Here is a 16,570-nt window from a genome sequence, read left to right as displayed (position 1 = left end):
GATGACGAACCCCGAACTGCTGACCCGCGCGCACGCGCTCCGGCAAGGCCGTACGCCGTTCGTCCTGGCCACCGTCGTCCACGCGGAACGGCCCACGAGCGCCAAGCCCGGGGACAGCGCGCTGGTACTGCCCGACGGCACCATCGAGGGCTTCGTGGGCGGCACCTGCGCCGAGACGACCGTGCAACTGCAGAGCCTGCGCGTGCTGCGGACCGGCGAGTCGCTGCTGCTGAGGATCACGCCCGGCGCGGACACCGGCAACGAAAGCGCGCAGGAGCCTGCCGAAGGCCTGGTCACGGTGGCCAATCCCTGCTTGTCGGGCGGGACGCTCGACATCTTCCTGGAAGCCAACCTCCCCCCGGCGCTGGCGTTCGTCTACGGACACGCCCCGATCGCCCGTGCTCTGCTCGACGTCGGTCGTGTGCTCGGCCTCGACGCCCGGCCGGCGTCGCCCGGGGAGCCGCTGCCGCACGATCTGGACGCCATCGTCGTCGCCACACACGGCCGCGACGAGGAGACCGTGCTGACCGAGGCCGCCCGCGCCGGGGTTCCGTACATCGGGCTGGTGGCCAGTCCGAAGCGCGGCGCGGCGGTGCTCGCCGGGCTGGACCTCACCGAGGAGCAACGCGCGGGCATCCACACCCCGGCCGGCCTGGACATCGGCGCGCGAACCCCGGCGGAGATCGCGCTGTCGGTGTACGCCGAGATCATCGCACTGCGGCCGCAGACGGCCCAAGCCGCGCGCCCCGGGGCCGACTCCGTCGCGCCGCAGGGCGTGGCCGAGGACGTGGATCCCGTGTGCGGCATGACCGTGGCGATCACGCCCGACACCCTCTCCCTGGACCGGGCCGGAAGCAGGGTGTACTTCTGCGGGCCGGGGTGCCGGCACGCCTTTGCCGACGACCCCTCCCGTTACGCGCATGTCTGACCTCGACCCCCTCGTACCCGATGTCCCCGCTCTGCGCGCGCGTCTGGACGCGGTCGGCTACCTGGCCGACGACGCCCTGGCCACGGCGCTGTTGCTCGCCGTGCGCATGCGGCAGCCGATCCTGCTGGAGGGCGAGCCCGGCGTCGGCAAGACCGAGGCGGCCCGCGCGCTCGCCGCCGTACTCGACACCCCACTGATCCGGCTGCAGTGCTACGAGGGACTGTCCTCGGCCGAGGCCCTGTACGAGTGGAACTACCCACGGCAACTCCTGGCCATCCGGCTGGCCGAGTCCCGTGGGGAGCCCCTGCGGGACGCCGACCTGTTCGCCGAGGACTACCTGCTGCCGCGGCCGCTGCTCGCCGCGATCTGCCACCCGGGACCGCGGCCGGCGGTGCTGCTCATCGACGAGGTGGACCGCGCCGACGACGAGTTCGAGGCGTTCCTGCTGGAACTGCTCGCCGACGCCGCGGTCACCATCCCCGAACTCGGCACCCGGACGGCCGTGGTGCCACCGGTGGCCGTACTGACCTCCAACCGCACCCGGGATCTGCACGACGCGCTCAAACGCCGCTGCCTCTACCACTGGATCGACTACCCGGACACCGCACGAGTCGCCGCGATCATCCGCAGACGGGTGCCGGAGTCGGCCGAGTGGCTGGCCATGCGCGTCGCGCGCGGGGTGGCGCGCCTGCGAGCCCGTCAGGAGCTCACCAAGCCGCCCGGCATCGCCGAGGCGATCGACTGGGCGGGCGCGCTGCACGCGCTGGGGCTCTCCGTTCTCGACGCCGACGCCGCCGACCGCACCCTGGGGGCCGTGCTCAAGTACGCCGAGGACCTGGAGGCCGTGCGCCGGGCCGGACTGGCGGCGCTGATCGACGCGGAGGCCGGCTCCGATGCCTGACCTGCCGGAACTGGCAGCCGCTTTCACCGTCGCCCTGCACGACGCGGGGATCGCGGTGGGGCCCGACCGTACCCGGAGCTTCGCTCGGGCGCTCACCTTGCTGGCACCGTCGACGACGAGCGCACTGCGGCACTGCGCGCTCGCCACCCTGGTGTCCGACCCCGAGCAGATCGAGCTCTTCGACGGCGTCTTCCGTGAGGTGTTCGGCGGTCCGGCCGAACGGGGAGTACAACGCGGCCAACCGGGCGATCCGGCCCGATCGCTCCCGCATGCCGTTCCCGGCCGCCTCCCCGACACCCGCAAGGCCACCGCGGACGGGCGAGCCCGGGATGCCGACGCACAGCCGAGGGAGGCTCCCGTCCCCCTCGCGGCCAGTCCGCTCGACCGTCTCGCGAGCCGCGACTTCGCGGACGTGTCCGCCGAGGAACTGGCGCGGCTCTCCGAGCTGATGCGCACCCTCGTGCTCCGCACCCCGACCCGGCCGTCCCGCCGACACCGCACCGCGCACCACGGTGCGCGCATCGACGTGCGCCGCACCCTCTCCGAGAGCCGGCGCACCGGCGGACACCCGCTGCGGCTACGCCGCTTCGTACCCCGGTCCCGCCCCCGCGATCTCGTCGTGCTCTGCGACATCTCCGGATCGATGGAGCCCTATGCCCGCGCGATGCTCCAACTGCTCTACTGCGCCGCCCACGCCGCCCGCGCCGAGGTCTTCACCTTCGCCACCCGGCTCACCCGCCTCACGCCCGTCCTCCGGCGGGCCGGGCCGGACGACGCCCTGGCCCGGGCCGGACGGGCGGCCCCGGACTGGTCCGGGGGCACCCGGATAGCGGACTGCCTGGCCGAGTTCAACGAGCGGTTCGGCCGACGCGGCATGGCGCACGGCGCCGTGGTCGCCATCATCTCCGACGGCTGGGACACCGGCGCGCCCGCCGACCTCGCCACCCACATGGCGCGGCTGTCCCGGGTCGCCTACCGCGTCGTATGGGTCAACCCGCGCACCGCAAGCCCGCGTTACCGTCCGCTCGTGGCCGGCATGGCCGCGGCACTGCCCTACTGCGACGCCGTCGTCAGCGCCCACAACCTTGCGGCCCTGGACGACTTCACCGCCGCTCTGTCCTCCCCGCGCCGCCGCCGATGACGTCGGGCTCAGGCGAGGTCGAACCGGTCGAGATTCATCACCTTGTTCCACGCTGCCACGAAGTCACGTACGAACTTCTCTGCCGCATCCTGGGACGCGTAGACCTCCGAGACGGCTCGGAGCTGGGAGTGCGCACCGAAGATCAGGTCGACGGCGGTGGCGGTCCACTTGACCTCGCCGGTGGCGCGATCCCGGCCTTCGAACACGTTCTCGTCCGTAGCCGACGCCTTCCACTCCGTGCCCATGTCGAGCAGGTTGACGAAGAAGTCGTTGGTCAAGGATTCCGGCCGGTGGGTGAAGACACCGTGGGGGGATCCCTTGAAGCCGGTGTTCAGGGCCCGCATGCCGCCGATCAGCACCGTCATCTCGGGTGCGGTCAGCGTCAGCAGGTTGGCGCGGTCCAGCATGAGGGTCTCCGGCGACAGTTTCTCGCCGGCCGGAAGGTAGTTGCGGAAGGCATCCGCCTTGGGCTTCAGCACGGCGAACGACGCCGCGTCGGTCTGCTCCTGCGAGGCGTCCGTACGCCCCGGTGCGAACGGAACCGTGGCGTTGTACCCGGCGTTCCTCGCGGCCTGCTCGACGGCCGCGCACCCGCCGAGGACGATGAGGTCGGCGAGGGAGACCCGCGTTCCGCCGGTCTGCGAGAGGTTGAAGTCCTGCTGGATCCGCTCGAGCGTGCGCAGTACCTCCGTCACCTCGGGCAGGTCGTTGAGTTCCCAGTCCTTCTGTGGCGCGAGCCGGATCCGTGCTCCGTTCGCTCCGCCGCGCTTGTCGGTGCCGCGGAAGCTCGCCGCCGACGCCCAGGCGGTGGTGACCAGCTGGGAGACGGTAAGGCCCGAGGCGAGGATCCTGTCCTTGAGGGCGGCGATGTCCTCGTCCCCGATCAGTTCGTGATCGACGTCGGGAACGGGGTCCTGCCACAGCTGCGGCTCGGGGATCCACGGGCCGAGGTAACGCGAGCGGGGTCCCATGTCGCGGTGCAGCAGCTTGTACCACGCCTTGGCGAACGCCACCGCGAGGTCGTCCGGGTTCTCGTGGAACCTCTTCGTGATCGGTCCGTAGACCGGGTCCACCTTCAGCGCGAGGTCCGTCGTCAGCATCATGGGGGCGTGCCGCTTCGACGGATCATGGGCGTCGGGCACGGTGTTCTTGGCCGCCGGATCCGAGGGAGTCCACTGGTGGGCGCCGGCGGGGCTGCGCGTCAGCTCCCACTCGTACCCGTAAAGATTGTCCAGGTACCCGTTGTCCCACTTGGTCGGCTCGGTGGTCCATGCGCCCTCCAGACCGCTGGTGAGCGCGTGGGGGCCCGTGCCGCTGTCGTACGTGTTCCGCCAGCCGAGGCCCTGCTGCTCGATGGGGGCCGCCTCGGGTTCCGGGCCGATGTAACTGGCTTCGACCGCGCCATGGCACTTGCCGAAGGTGTGGCCGCCGACGATGAGTGCGACCGTCTCCACGTCATTCATCGCCATGCGCCCGAACGTCTCCCGAATGTCGTGGGCGGCGGCCATCGGGTCCGGTTCTCCGTTGGGCCCCTCCGGATTGACGTAGATCAGCCCCATCTGTACGGCGGCAAAAGGACCGGTGAGTTCCCTGTCGCCGCTGTAGCGCTCATCTCCGAGCCATGTGTCCTCGGGCCCCCAGAAGATCTCCTCGGGTTCCCAGATGTCCTCTCGCCCGAAACCGAATCCGAACGTCTTGAACCCCATTGATTCCATGGCGCAGTTTCCGGCGAAGACCAGGAGATCGGCCCAGGAGATTTTCCGGCCGTACTTCTGTTTGACCGGCCACAGCAGACGGCGCGCCTTGTCCAGGCTCGCGTTGTCCGGCCAGCTGTTGAGGGGAGCGAAGCGCTGTGCGCCGCTGCCGCCACCGCCGCGGCCGTCCGCGATGCGGTACGTTCCCGCGGCATGCCAGCTCATCCGGATGAAGAGCGGCCCGTAGTGCCCGTAGTCGGCAGGCCACCAGTCCTGGGATGTCGTCATCACCTCGAAGACGTCACGCTTCAGCGCGTCGACGTCGAGGGTCGCGAACTCTTTCGCGTAGTCGAAGTCCTCGTCCATCGGGCTGGATCGGGGCGAGTGCTGGTCGAGAACCTGAAGGTCCAGCTGATTCGGCCACCAGTCCCGGTTCGTCCTGGGCCGCCGAGTCGGTGTGGGCGTCGGTGAAGGGATTGCAGGATTCTCGCTCTCACTGCCGGACATGCCCGTCCTTCTTCCTGTCTCGGTTTTCCTTGTACCGGCTGCCGCTCTTGACGTCATTGGCTTGGCTGGTGTCGAGCACGTCGACCGACGCAATCAGTGCGCCAGGGCGCCCACCGGCTGGAAAATGTCCTATGCCACGTCCGTATGGTGGCGCACCGCAGACCGCACCTCTGTGAAACACGCAGAGCATTCGTATGACAGACGTGAGAGAAGGGGTGGACTTTCTGCTTTCGTGCCGACTACGTCGTCACAGTGCCCGCGCCGCATAGGCCCTGACGTCCGCGTCCGGGTCCGCCGTCGCCGTGGCCAGGGCTGCTCGGGCCTCCTCGGTGGCACGGTGCCGGGTCAGGGCCAGTACGGCGGCCTTGCGGACGTCGGCGTTGGGGTCGGCGACGGCCTTGGCGAGTGCGGGGACGGCCACCTCGGGGTCCGCGGCGGACAAGGCGGTGGCGGCGCCGGCCCGCACCTGCCAGGCGGGGTCGGACAGCGCCGCCTCGGCGTGTGCGGCCAGACGGGTTGGGCAGCCGGTCGTGCCCAGGGCTTCGTAGGCGGCGCCGCGCACCAGGGCGTCGGGATCGTCGACCAGTTCGGCAAGGGCCGAGTGGACGACGTCCGAGTCCGGACCCGGAGCCAGGCCGGCCAGGGCCTTGGCGATCGTGACGCGGACCTCGCGTGACGGTTCGGTGGCCGCCGCGTGGGCGATCTCCGCGGTGGCGTCGACCGATACGAGCGCTCGTACGGCTGCGATACGGACGGTGATGTCGGAGTCCGCAAGGCAGGCCGCGAACAGGTCCACGTCACCGGCGCGCAGGCCGCGCAGGATGTCCAGTGCGGCGGCGCGGACGACGGGGTCGGCCTCGGAGAGGGCGGCGACGAGGCCGTCACGCAAGCCCGGCTCCGGCGTCAGGGTTTCGACCAGTTCGCGCAGCGAGGCGGCCGCGGCGGCGCGGACGCCCGTGTCGGTGTCGGCGAGCGCGGCGGCCAGTGCCGGCCCGGTGCCCGGCGGTGTGGTCTCCGTCAGGACGGCGACGGCCGTTCGGCGGACGGTGGGCTCGGGGTCGGTCAAGTAGGGGTTGAGGGCGGAGAGTTCGGGTTGCTCCTCCGACAGGGCGAGGAGTTCGAGGAGGCGCGGTGTGGCCGGTGCCTCCGCGCCGGTACCGGGGCGGGCGGTCGCGGCGGCAACGGAGGGCTCCGGTCGCAGCGTCACCGGGGCCACGTCCCGGGCGCCCGCCGTCGCCACCTGGTCCGGATGGACCTCGCCGAGGTGACGTGAGGGGCCGCCGGCCGGGGCGAAACCGTCGACCGGAACCAGATAGGGCGCCACGGGCCGGGCCGTGAACTCCATCGCACCGGAAGGGGACTTACGCAGATCGAGATGGTGGAACCAGGACGCGTCGTCACGGTGGGGGTGGTCGAGACGGTCGTGGTACAGGCCCCAGCGGGATTCCGTACGGGCCAGGGAAGCCCGGGCGGCCATCTCCGCGCAGTCCCGGATGAACGTGACCTCAGCGCAGCGCATCAGCTCGTGCGGGGTGCGCGCGCCCATCGCGGCGATGTCGGCGCGCATCCGCTCGAACGCCTCCAGGGCGAGCGACAGCCGGGCGCCGGACTTCGGCGGGGTCACGTAGTCGTTCACGAAGCGGCGCAGCTTGTACTCGACCTGGGGCTGCGGCGGCCCGTCGGGGTTGCGCAGCGGGCGGTAGATCAGCTCGTGCGCCTCTCGGAGCTGATCGGCGGGCAACTCCCCTCCGTACGGCGTGAACTGGGCCGCGTCCGCGCCCGCCAGGTCGCCGAAGACGAACGCGCCGATCATGTAGTTGTGCGGTACGCAGGCCAGGTCTCCGGCGGCGTACAGCCGGGGGACGGTCGTGCGGGCGTGGTCGTCCACCCATACCCCCGAAGCCGAATGGCCGCCGCACAGGCCGATCTCGGAGATGTGCATCTCCACGTCGTGGGTGCGGTAGTCGTGGCCGCGGCCCGCGTGGAAGGTGCCGCGGGTGGGGCGCTCGGTGGAGTGCAGGATCGACTCCAGAGCCGTGATCGACTCCTCTGGGAGATGGCTCAGCTTCAGGTACACCGGGCCGCGGTCCGACGCCACCTCCGCCGCGAACTCCGCCATCATCTGCCCCGACCAGTAGTCGGAGTCGACGAAGCGTTCCCCGTGCCGGTTGACCTGGTAGCCGCCGAACGGGTTGGCGACGTAGGCGCAGGCCGGGCCGTTGTAGTCCTTGATCAGCGGGTTGATCTGGAAGCACTCGATACCGGTCAGTTCGGCACCGGCGTGGTAGGCCATCGCGTAGCCGTCACCCGCGTTGGTGGGGTTCTCGTACGTGCCGTACAGATAGCCGGAGGCGGGCAGGCCGAGCCGTCCGCAGGCGCCGGTGGCGAGGATCACCGCGCCGGCGCGGACGGTGACGAAGGCGCCCGTGCGGGTGTGGAAGCCGACTGCTCCCACGGCCCGGCCCTCCGCGGTGAGCACGCGCACCGGCATCACCCGGTTCTCGATCCGGATCCGCTCGCGCATCTCGCGCCGCCGCAGCTGCCGGTACAGGACCTTCTTGACGTCCTTGCCCTCCGGCATCGGCAGCACGTACGAGCCCGAGCGGTGGACCTGGCGGACCGCGTACTCGCCGTGCTCGTCCTTCTCGAACTTGACCCCGTACGACTCCAGTCGCCGCACCATGGAGAAGCCGCGGGTGGCGGTCTGGCGGACGGTGGTCTGGTCGACGATGCCGTCGTTGGCGCGCGTGATCTCGGCGACGTAGTCGTCGGGTTCGGCGCGGCCCGGGACGACCGCGTTGTTGACGCCGTCCATGCCCATGGCGAGTGCACCCGAGTGGCGTACGTGGGCCTTCTCCAGCAGCAGGACGTCCGCACCGTGCTCGGCGGCGGTCAGCGCGGCCATGGTGCCGGCCGTGCCGCCGCCGATGACGAGGACGTCGCAGGTCAGCTCCTCGGCGTCGGTGAGGGCCGGGATCTCCAGAGGGGTGTCCACCAGGGTGCCTTTCAAGAACCGAGTGACGTGAGGATGTCGCGCCGCAGGGCGGTACGTGCCGGGTCGTCGTGGCCGACGCGCTCGCGCGGGCGCGGTACGTCCCGTACGGCGACAAGACGGCCCGCGCCGAGCACGGCCACGCGGTCGCCGAGGAACAGGGCCTCGTCGACGTCGTGGGTGACGAAGACGACCGTCGCGCCTGTGCCGTGCAAGACCTCCACCAGCAGGTTCTGCATGCCGGCGCGGGTCTGGGCGTCGAGTCCGCCGAAGGGTTCGTCCATCAGGAGGGCGCGCGGGCGCCCGGCGAGCGCGCGGGCCAACTGGGTGCGCTGGCGCTGACCGCCGGAGACGCGGTGCGGCAACTGCCGGGTCCGGTCGGCGAGTCCGACCCGTGCCAGCCAGCCCTCGGCCACTTCCCTGCGTCGCGCGCGTGGCAGGCCCTGTATGGCGAGGGGCAGTTCGACATTGGCGCGCAGGGTGCGCCAGGGCAGCAGGGCGTCCTCCTGGAAGATCAACGCCCGGTCCGCGCTCGGTCCGGTCACCGGCCGTCCGTCCTGTTCCACCGCCCCCTCCAGCGTGGTCAACAGCCCGGCCCAGGTGCGCAGCAACGTCGACTTGCCGCAGCCGGAGGGGCCGACGACGGTGAGGATCTCACCGGCCGCGACCTCCAGATCGACGTCGGCCACGGCCGGGGCGTCCGGCCGGCCGAGCACGGCGCCGCGCAGGGTGAGGCGGGTGCCGCGCGGGGCCGCCGACACGGCCCTCGCCTCGGCCGGCTTGGTCTCAGACGAGGTGCTCATCGCGTGCCTCCTCGGCTGTGGTGGGTTCGGGGGTGTTCGTGGCCACCTGGGCCCGAGCGGGCCGGGGCCGGGCGCCGGGGACGTACGACGTGCGCGGCAGCCAGCGGGTGAGGCGACGGCCGAGCAGTTCGACGGCGGTGGAGGTGAGCCAGCCGAGCAGGCCGATGGTGACCATGCCGACGAAGACGCCCGGGTAGTTGACGATCGTGTAGTCCTGCCAGGTGCGGTAGCCGACGCCGTACTGGCCGGAGATCATCTCGGCGGAGATCACACAGATCCAGGACACGCCGATGCCGACGGACAGGCCGCCGAAGATGCCGGGCAGCGCGCCCGGCAGGACGACGGAGCGAAGGATCCGCCACCGGCCGCCGCCCATGGTGCGCACCGCCTCCTCCCATACGGGGGTCAGCGCGCGCACCGCGTGCCGGGTGGAGACCAGCACGGGGAAGAAGGCGGCGGTGAAGGTGATGAAGACGATGCCCTGCTCGTTGGAGGGGAAGAGGAGGATGGCGACGGGAACCATGGCGATGGCCGGAATGGGCCGCACCACCTCCAGGACCGGGCCGAGCAGGTCCTCGGCCAGCCGCGAGCGTGCCACCAGCACGCCGGTGGCCACGCCCAGGACGGCGGCGAGCAGGAAGCCCGTCACGATCCGGGTGAGGCTGTCGGTGAGGTCGGTCCAGTAGTCGGGGCCGGACAGCCGGTCGGCGAAGGTCCGGGCCACGTCGGTCACCGTCGGGAACTGCGAGAAGCGCACCCACACATCCACGTGGAGTGTGGTCAGCAGCTGCCACAGGCCGAGAGCGGCGGCCAGCGAGCCGGCCCGCAGTGCGAGCCGGCCCGCCCGCCGGGGGTACCGGCTCATGAGGCCCGGCCCAGGGCGTCCGTGTACGTGATCACCTGAGCGCCGCTGTGACCGGCCACGTAGGCCTGTGCGGTGGCCGGGGCGACGAAGGGCAGCAGTCGCTCGCCGTCCGCCACCCAGACCGCCTTGTCGGCGAACCAGAGGGTGCCGGTGGTGGCGTCGGGGACGTAGGCCGCGCGGATGCCGTTCCGGTGCCGGGCGACGTAGGCGAGGAGCCGGCCGGGGGACGTGAAACTCCGGGTCTTCGTGGCGCCATTGGGCCAGACCTCGCTCGCGGCGGCGGGCGGGCCGGCGGCGAGTCGCCTGGCGTAGCCGGCGCCGAGGGCCTTCTTGACGTACTGGTCGTCGACGAAGGAGTGCACGTCGATGTCGCCGGTCAGCTTGGCCGCCTTCAGGACCGACACGTCCTGCTCGAGCGCGGAGACGAGTTGCGGCTTGACGGCCGGGTCGAAGGTGGCGATGCCGTGGGCGCCGTTGTAGAGGTAGACGACCTCGGCGGGCAGGCCGGTGGCCTTCGCGACCTTCTCGGCGGCGGCCACCGGATGGGCGTTGAGGTAGTCCGTCGCCTCAGCCTGGGCCTTCAGGAACGCCTCCAGTACGGCCGGTCGCTGCTCGGCGAAGTCCTCGCGGGCGGTGACGCCGTGGAAGGTGGGCAGGTTCAGCTGCGCTCCGTCGTACAGCGCCTTCGCTTTGCCCTGGTAGGTGAGCAGGCCCGGCCAGGCCACGAACTGCGACAGTGCGTCCGCGCTGCCCGCCGAGAGGGCCGAGGCGCCCACCGCGGGCTGCTGGTTGAGCTTCTCCACCCCCTTGTCCGGGTCGATACCGGCCCGCTGCAGGGCCCGTACGAGGGTGCCGTCGGCGGCCGAACCGACGCTCGTGGAGACCTTCTTGCCCTTCAGGCCGTTCAGGGAGGTGAGCATGGACTTCGGTGCGACGACGACCGTGTTCAGGCCGCCCCTGAGGTTGTAGCCGGTGACCGAGACCAGGTGGGTGGGCCTGCCCAGCTGCTTGCCGCGGGCCGCGTTGATGAGCAGCGGGAAGTCGCCCATCGAGCCGATGTCGATCTTCCCGGCGGTCATCTGGGCCGTGATGGGTGCGCCGGTGGCGTAGTCCTGCCAGTCGACCTTGTACGTCTTTCCGTCGTGGAGGGCGTTCAGCCGCTTCTCGAAGTAGCCGAGGGAGCGCAGGAGGGTGCCGGCGGTGACCGTGTTGATGGTCTTGGACTGGTATCCGACGGTGACGGTGACCGTGGAGCCGCCGCCCGCCTCGGCGCTGCCGCCGCAGGCGGACAGGGGGAGCAGCAGAGCGGATGCGGCGAGTGCGACTGCCGTGCGTTTCATGGGAGTTCGGCCTCTCAGCGGAGCAGGTAGGGCATGTTGACCGTGACGGCTCCGGTGGGACAGCGGGCCGCGCACGGGCCGCAGTACCAGCACTCGTCGACGTGCATGTACGCCTTGCCGCTGTCGGCGTCGATGGCGAGGGAGTCCAGCGGGCACATGTCCACGCAGAGCGTGCAGCCGTCGATGCACTTCGACTCGTCGATGGTCACGGGCACGTCGGCCCGCTGGGGCGCCAAGGGCATGGCTGTCTCCAGGGAAGGTCGAACTTTTCGGGGACGTCAGACAGAGCGGTGCAGCAGGCCGCTCATCGTGATGCGGTCGCCGCGGAAGCGGATGAACTCGAGATCGACAGGCCGGCCGTCGGCAAGATGCGTGAGCCGTTCCAGCATCAGGACCGCCGCGCCCTGGGGAGCCTGCAGCACGGCGGCGGAGTGGGCGTCCGCGTTGACCGCCTCCAGGGTGATCTCGGCGTGACCGAGAGGCAGGCCGCAGGTCGCCTCCAGCAGGCGGAAGACGTCGGTGTTCTCCAGGTCCGCGGCGAGGAGCGCGGTGCCGATGTCCAGGGGGATGTAGGTGAGGTCGAGGGAGAGAGGGAGGCCGTTCAGGCGGCGCAGGCGTTCGATGTAGAGGACATCGGCGCCCGAGGGCACGTGGAGTCGTTCGGCGACGGGGGCGGGCGCCGGGACGGGCCCCATGGTGCGGACCTCGTTGGTGACCCGGCCGTGTTCGCGGAGGGTTTCCGCGAGGCCCATCAGGCGGTCGAGGCCGTGGGGGTACTTCCGGGCCACGACCAGGGTGCCGACACCGGGCTGGCGCTCGACGAGACCCTCGGTGCGCAGCAGGTCGAGGGCCTGGCGGACGGTGTTGCGCGAGGCGCGGTAGTCGGCGGCGAGGGCCGACTCGTGGGGGAGCGCGCCGTTGGGGAAGGCGCCGGTGAGGAGCTGGCGGCGGAGCAGATCGGCGAGTTGCCTGGCCCGGTCGGCGCGCAGCCTGCGCCGGCTGCGGTGGGCGGCGACCGTGGTCGCGGCGCCTTGGCCGGCGTGGTCTCGGATGCGGTCGGTGGGCGGCATGGCTCGAACCATAGCTATCCGATAGGAATAGTGGTGTTGCTGGATTGTTGCGCCATCTGACGCCCTACCGGACGCGCCGCTGACCTGGGCATTCGGCGGGCCGACGGCATCATCTGCCAGGCTCCGCCGGTCTTGGACACGACGGCTTCCGCCACGACGGCTTCCGCCACGGCGGCTTCCGCCACGGTGGCCCGGTGTTGACTTCATTGACGAGCGTCACGCCGGGTGGTGGGTTTCGTAACGCAGTCGCTTCGTGGGTCGTCCGTGCGATCCCGTAGGCCGTCGCCCACGCCACGCTCACACCATGACTGACATCCCCCACCACAACACCGAGGAACCGCAGCGCGACCTCGGGCCGTCGGACGTTTCCGCGGGTGCCACCCGCAGGTCCGTCATCACCACCCTGGGCGGCGCCGCCCTCGGCGTGGCCGCGCTGGGTCTCGCCGCCAAGCAGGCGACCGCCGCCACCGAACACCGGGCCGCGGCCCGGCCGGCCGTCGCCTGCGTCCTCACGCCCGAGCAGACCGAGGGGCCGTACTACCTGGACCTGGAGACGGTTCGCAAGGACATCACGGAGGGGAAGGCGGGCATCCCGCTGACCCTCCGCGTGACGGTGGTCGACGCAACGACCTGCGCCCCGCTGCCCCGGACGGCCGTCGACATCTGGCACTGCGACGCCCTCGGGGTCTACTCCGGCTATGTCGCCGGAGGTTCCACCCCGGACACCACCTTCCTGCGCGGCGTGCAGTTGACCGACTCCGCCGGTGTCGCGGAGTTCACCACGGTCTACCCCGGCTGGTACGTCGGCCGGGCCCTCCACATCCACGTCAAGACGCATGGGGGAGGCACCGTGTCCAACGGGACGTATCACGGCGGCCACGTGTCCCATACGGGCCAGCTCTACTTCCCGGAGGCGTACAACACCAGGATCGCCGCCCTGTCCCCGTATCGGAACAACACGGCCACCCGCACGCTCAACGCACGGGACGGCATCTACCGCAACGGCGGGTCCTCGACCCTGCTCACCCTCACCCAGGCAGGCAGCGACCTCGGCAAGGGAGTGACCGGAACCGTCGTTCTCGGCATCGACCCCGCCGCCACACCCTGACGCACCTCGATGCCCGCGATGGCCGGCCCTGCCACGGCGTCGGCCATCGCGCGCCTGACGGCGGCCGCTCCGCTCCTGCCGAAGGCGACCGGCGCGGTTCTCGTAGAGACACATGGCCGAAGACGATGGTTTCGTTCCCGGGCGGTGCGGCCAGGAATCGGGGATGAGCCGGAGTCGAACATGTGATGTGTGCGGTGTGGCACTGATCGTGAGGCCGCACGGAGGCCGGCCGGCTCGATACTGCTCCAGCGCCTGCCGGCAGCGGGCGGCGCGGCGACGGGCGGCCTCGGGTGTCACACCCGCGGTCTCGACGGTCGGCGGGAGCGTTCTGCCCCCGGCGCTCGACTCCTTCGTCGGCCGACGGCACGAACTGGCGGGCCTGCGCACCCTCCTGAGGAGCTCGCGCCTCCTCACGCTGACCGGTGCGGCCGGTGTGGGCAAGACCCGGCTGGCGCTGGAGTTCGCCAGGCGATTACCGAAGCGGTTCACACGCGTGGACCTCGTGGAACTCGCCTCCCTCCAGGACGGCGCGCTGCTGACGCAGTCCCTGGCCGCCGCGCTGGGAGTGGGCGAACGAGCGGGCCGGACCGGCGTCGACGTGCTGGTCCGCGCGATCGGTGACGCCTCCCGCGTGCTGATCCTGGACAACTGCGAGCATCTGGCCGAGCCGTGCGCCCGGCTGACGGCGACCCTGCTGGGCCGCTGCCCCCGTCTGCGGATCCTGGCCACCAGCCGGGAGGCCCTGAGGGTGCCCGGAGAGACCGTGCTGCGGGTCGGCGAGCTGTCCCTGCCGCCGGCCGACGCGGGAGACGACGTGACGGCCCTCATGCGGTCCGACGCCGTACGGCTCTTCGTCGACCGCGCCGCGAGCAACTCCCCCGGGTTCACGCTCCATCCCGGCAACGGCCCCATGGTGGCCGAGATCTGCCGGCGCCTGGACGGCCTGACGCTCGCCATCGAACTCGCGGCCCGCCACGTCGGTGCGCTCGCGCTGAGCGACATCCTGGCGGGGCTGGACGACCAGTTCTCCCAGCTGGACCTTCTGACCGGGGGAAGCCGAACCGGACCCCAACGCCACAGTGAGCTCGCCGCGGCGGTCGACTGGAGCCATCGGCTGCTGGATCCGGCCGAGCAGGCTGTCTTCCGGCGTCTTTCGGTCCTGGTCGGCGGGTTCGACGTGACCGCCGCGCAAACAGTCTGCGCCGGTGCCGGCATAGAACGGCGGCAGGTCTTCCGTATCCTGTGCGCCCTGGAAGCGAAGTCGCTCGTCGTACGTCTGCCGGGAGAGACGGCGCCCACACGCTTCCGGCAGTTGAGTGCCATCCGGGCCTGCGCCCTGGACCGTCTGCTTGCGTCCGGCGAGCTGCACGCCACCCTGCGTCGGGCGCTCGCGTGGCTGACCGAGCTGGCCGAGCGGGGCCGCGAGGACGTGTTCGCCGACCAGGCCGGCAGCCCGCTGGCGGCGGAACGGGACAATCTCGCCTCGGTACTGGCCCGCGGCGCCGAACCCGGCGACGCCGTGCGGGTGCGGCTGACGCTGGAGTTGGCGCGTGTGCACTACCAGCAGGAACAGCCGTCCGCCGCCCGTGCGCTGCTCACCGGACTGCTGCAGGAAGCCGGGGGCCGGGCGCTGGGTGGGCAGGTGCCGGCGCTCGCCGCACGCGTGGCCTGCCAGCAGTCCGATCCGGACGAGGCACTGCGCCGGGGCGAGCAGGCGGTGCGGAGCGAACGGACGCGCCGTGACGCCGCCGGACTGGCCAACGCCCTGGACGCCCGGGCGGCGGCGCGGCTGTGCCGCGGTGAGTTCGCCGAGGCCATCGCGGATCTGAGGGAGTGCCTGGAGATCGTCGCCTCCGTCGGCAGGCCGCAGGACACCGCTTGGTGCACTCATCACCTGGCCTGGGCGCTGCTTCAGGCCGGTGGGGAACGGGAGGCCGACGAACTGATGTCACGGTGTCTGCCCGTACTGAGGCAGCAAGCGCCGTGGCCTCGCACCGCAGCCGCGCTGCACACCGCGGGGGCCGTAAGGTTGGCCCTGGGGCGTCTGCGCAGCGCGGAGACCTTGTTCGCCGAGGTGCTGCGGATCGCTCCAGGGGCCAGTTTCCATGCCCTGTACCCCGTGGAGGGCCTGGCCCTCGTGGCCGCGGAGAGCGGCGACATGCAGCGTGCGCTGCGGCTGTACGAAGCGAGCGCGCAGGCGCGGCGCAGCCTGGACACCGAGCCCGAGGCTCCCTGGCGGCACAGGATGGAACAGGCGGCGGCGCGCGCCCGGACACGGCTGTCGGCAGCAGCGCAGGAGGTCGCCGTCGCCGGTGCCCGTGGGCTGCGCGGAGAGCGACTGGTCGCGTACGCGCTCGGAGCGGGGAGCGGCGAGGACCGAGCGGGGCGCGATGTCCGGGTCGACGATCGGCTCCGGCTCACCGCAAGGGAGTCCATGGTGGTCGAACTCGTCGCCGAAGGGCTGACCAACCGCCAGATCGCGGACCGGCTCGGCCTGTCGATCCACACGGTCGCCACGCATCTGGACAAGATCCGCGACAAGCTGGGCCTGCGCTCTCGCACGCAGATCGCACTGTGGGCAGCCCGAAGGACCGAGGGTGTACGCACAGCCCGGCGGTGAGCACCACCAACAGGCGGTCATCGGACCGCGCGCGGCCCTGGCCTGGGCGAGGCTGGTCAGGCTGGGGGACGTGGTCCCTGGACCAGGAGCTCCAGCCCGAGTCTGGTGGCCAGGTTCCTGGTGAGGTCGAACGGCTTGACCCGTCCTCCGAGGAAGGGAAGCCCATGTTCTTGCTGTCCCAGTAGACGAAGGACAGACCGGAACCGAGGCCGAAGAGCATGGGCTCGGACAGATCGATCCCCTGGTGCCGCAACAGGACCCCGAGGGCCGTCGTCTCACAGTGCTGCGTACCGCGGGCATCAAGGTCGATCACCGTGGTCATGCCGTGCTCTCCCCATCCGCTCGTCCGGAGTGGCTCCTGGTGTCTGCAGCATAGCGTTCACCTTCAATCCATTGCAACGAGCAAGAGGAGCTCGTTGCATTAGCCTGCAAGAGCATTGCAACGATTTCTCGGCATCTGCCTGCAGTGATATGGATAATGCGCAACGAATCCGTTGCCGGAACTGTGAATGCAACGTAGCGTTTCCGTCATCAGAAACAACGGATCGAAGGAGCGCACGATGCAGAAGTTCGACACCCCCGCCCCCGTCACCGCCGTCCT

12 protein-coding genes and 1 pseudogene are annotated in these 16,570 nt (G+C 71.1%); 5 read left to right on the top strand and 8 right to left on the bottom strand.

All coding sequences use genetic code 11. The features are described 5' to 3' along the window. Position 1: 1 nt before the first annotated feature. The 3 genes from ABZ865_RS39835 to ABZ865_RS39825 are packed head-to-tail and all read left to right on the top strand — an operon-like array spanning position 2 to position 2,970. Entirely contained in the window at positions 2–928 is a 927-nt protein-coding gene (locus ABZ865_RS39835) for an XdhC family protein (protein WP_361241687.1), read from the top strand. Continuing rightward, a complete protein-coding gene (locus tag ABZ865_RS39830; RefSeq protein ID WP_361241684.1) occupies positions 921–1,829 on the top strand; it encodes a MoxR family ATPase in 909 nt (302 codons plus the stop codon). Before ABZ865_RS39835 ends, ABZ865_RS39830 begins: the two co-directional genes overlap by 8 nt. Beyond that, entirely contained in the window at positions 1,822–2,970 is a 1,149-nt protein-coding gene (locus tag ABZ865_RS39825; RefSeq protein WP_361241681.1) for a VWA domain-containing protein, read from the top strand. Before ABZ865_RS39830 ends, ABZ865_RS39825 begins: the two co-directional genes overlap by 8 nt. A gap of 8 nt (positions 2,971–2,978) precedes the next feature. On the opposite strand, the gene katG is transcribed toward ABZ865_RS39825, so the two are convergent. The 7 genes from katG to ABZ865_RS39790 all read right to left on the bottom strand — a co-directional run bounded on the left by katG (position 2,979) and on the right by ABZ865_RS39790 (position 12,241). After that, a complete protein-coding gene (gene katG, locus ABZ865_RS39820) occupies positions 2,979–5,171 on the bottom strand; it encodes a catalase/peroxidase HPI (RefSeq protein ID WP_361241678.1) in 2,193 nt (730 codons plus the stop codon). A gap of 247 nt (positions 5,172–5,418) precedes the next feature. Beyond that, positions 5,419–8,148, bottom strand: a complete 2,730-nt coding sequence (locus tag ABZ865_RS39815) for a fumarate reductase/succinate dehydrogenase flavoprotein subunit (RefSeq protein WP_361241859.1) — start codon at positions 8,146–8,148, stop codon at positions 5,419–5,421. Positions 8,149–8,177: 29 nt separating this feature from the next. After that, complete coding sequence (locus ABZ865_RS39810; RefSeq protein ID WP_361241675.1) at positions 8,178–8,966, bottom strand: ABC transporter ATP-binding protein; 789 nt, start codon at positions 8,964–8,966, stop codon at positions 8,178–8,180. Continuing rightward, positions 8,950–9,831: an ABC transporter permease gene (locus ABZ865_RS39805; RefSeq protein WP_361241672.1), complete on the bottom strand. Its 882-nt coding sequence runs from the start codon at positions 9,829–9,831 to the stop codon at positions 8,950–8,952. Before ABZ865_RS39805 ends, ABZ865_RS39810 begins: the two co-directional genes overlap by 17 nt. Further along, positions 9,828–11,171 (bottom strand): ABC transporter substrate-binding protein, encoded by a 1,344-nt coding sequence (locus tag ABZ865_RS39800; protein ID WP_361241669.1) that lies wholly within the window; start codon positions 11,169–11,171, stop codon positions 9,828–9,830. Before ABZ865_RS39800 ends, ABZ865_RS39805 begins: the two co-directional genes overlap by 4 nt. 14 nt (positions 11,172–11,185) lie before the next feature. Next, complete coding sequence (locus tag ABZ865_RS39795; RefSeq protein ID WP_361241666.1) at positions 11,186–11,413, bottom strand: ferredoxin family protein; 228 nt, start codon at positions 11,411–11,413, stop codon at positions 11,186–11,188. A gap of 36 nt (positions 11,414–11,449) precedes the next feature. Then, entirely contained in the window at positions 11,450–12,241 is a 792-nt protein-coding gene (locus ABZ865_RS39790; RefSeq protein WP_361241662.1) for a GntR family transcriptional regulator, read from the bottom strand. Positions 12,242–12,545: 304 nt separating this feature from the next. Between ABZ865_RS39790 and ABZ865_RS39785 the strand changes: the two genes are divergently transcribed. Next, complete coding sequence (locus ABZ865_RS39785; protein WP_361241659.1) at positions 12,546–13,349, top strand: intradiol ring-cleavage dioxygenase; 804 nt, start codon at positions 12,546–12,548, stop codon at positions 13,347–13,349. Positions 13,350–13,545: 196 nt separating this feature from the next. Then, positions 13,546–15,969, top strand: coding sequence for a LuxR C-terminal-related transcriptional regulator (locus tag ABZ865_RS39780; protein WP_361241656.1), 2,424 nt, complete (start codon positions 13,546–13,548; stop codon positions 15,967–15,969). A 77-nt stretch (positions 15,970–16,046) separates the two neighbouring features. On the opposite strand, the pseudogene ABZ865_RS39775 reads toward ABZ865_RS39780, so the two are convergent. Beyond that, a pseudogene (locus ABZ865_RS39775) lies at positions 16,047–16,291 on the bottom strand (BtrH N-terminal domain-containing protein); the annotation flags it as partial. Positions 16,292–16,570: the final 279 nt, after the last annotated feature.

Origin of the sequence: Streptomyces sp. NPDC047085 (assembly GCF_040643735.1) — a bacterium.
Classification (GTDB): Bacteria; Actinomycetota; Actinomycetes; order Streptomycetales; family Streptomycetaceae; genus Streptomyces.
This window is presented reverse-complemented; position numbering and strand designations above follow the sequence as displayed.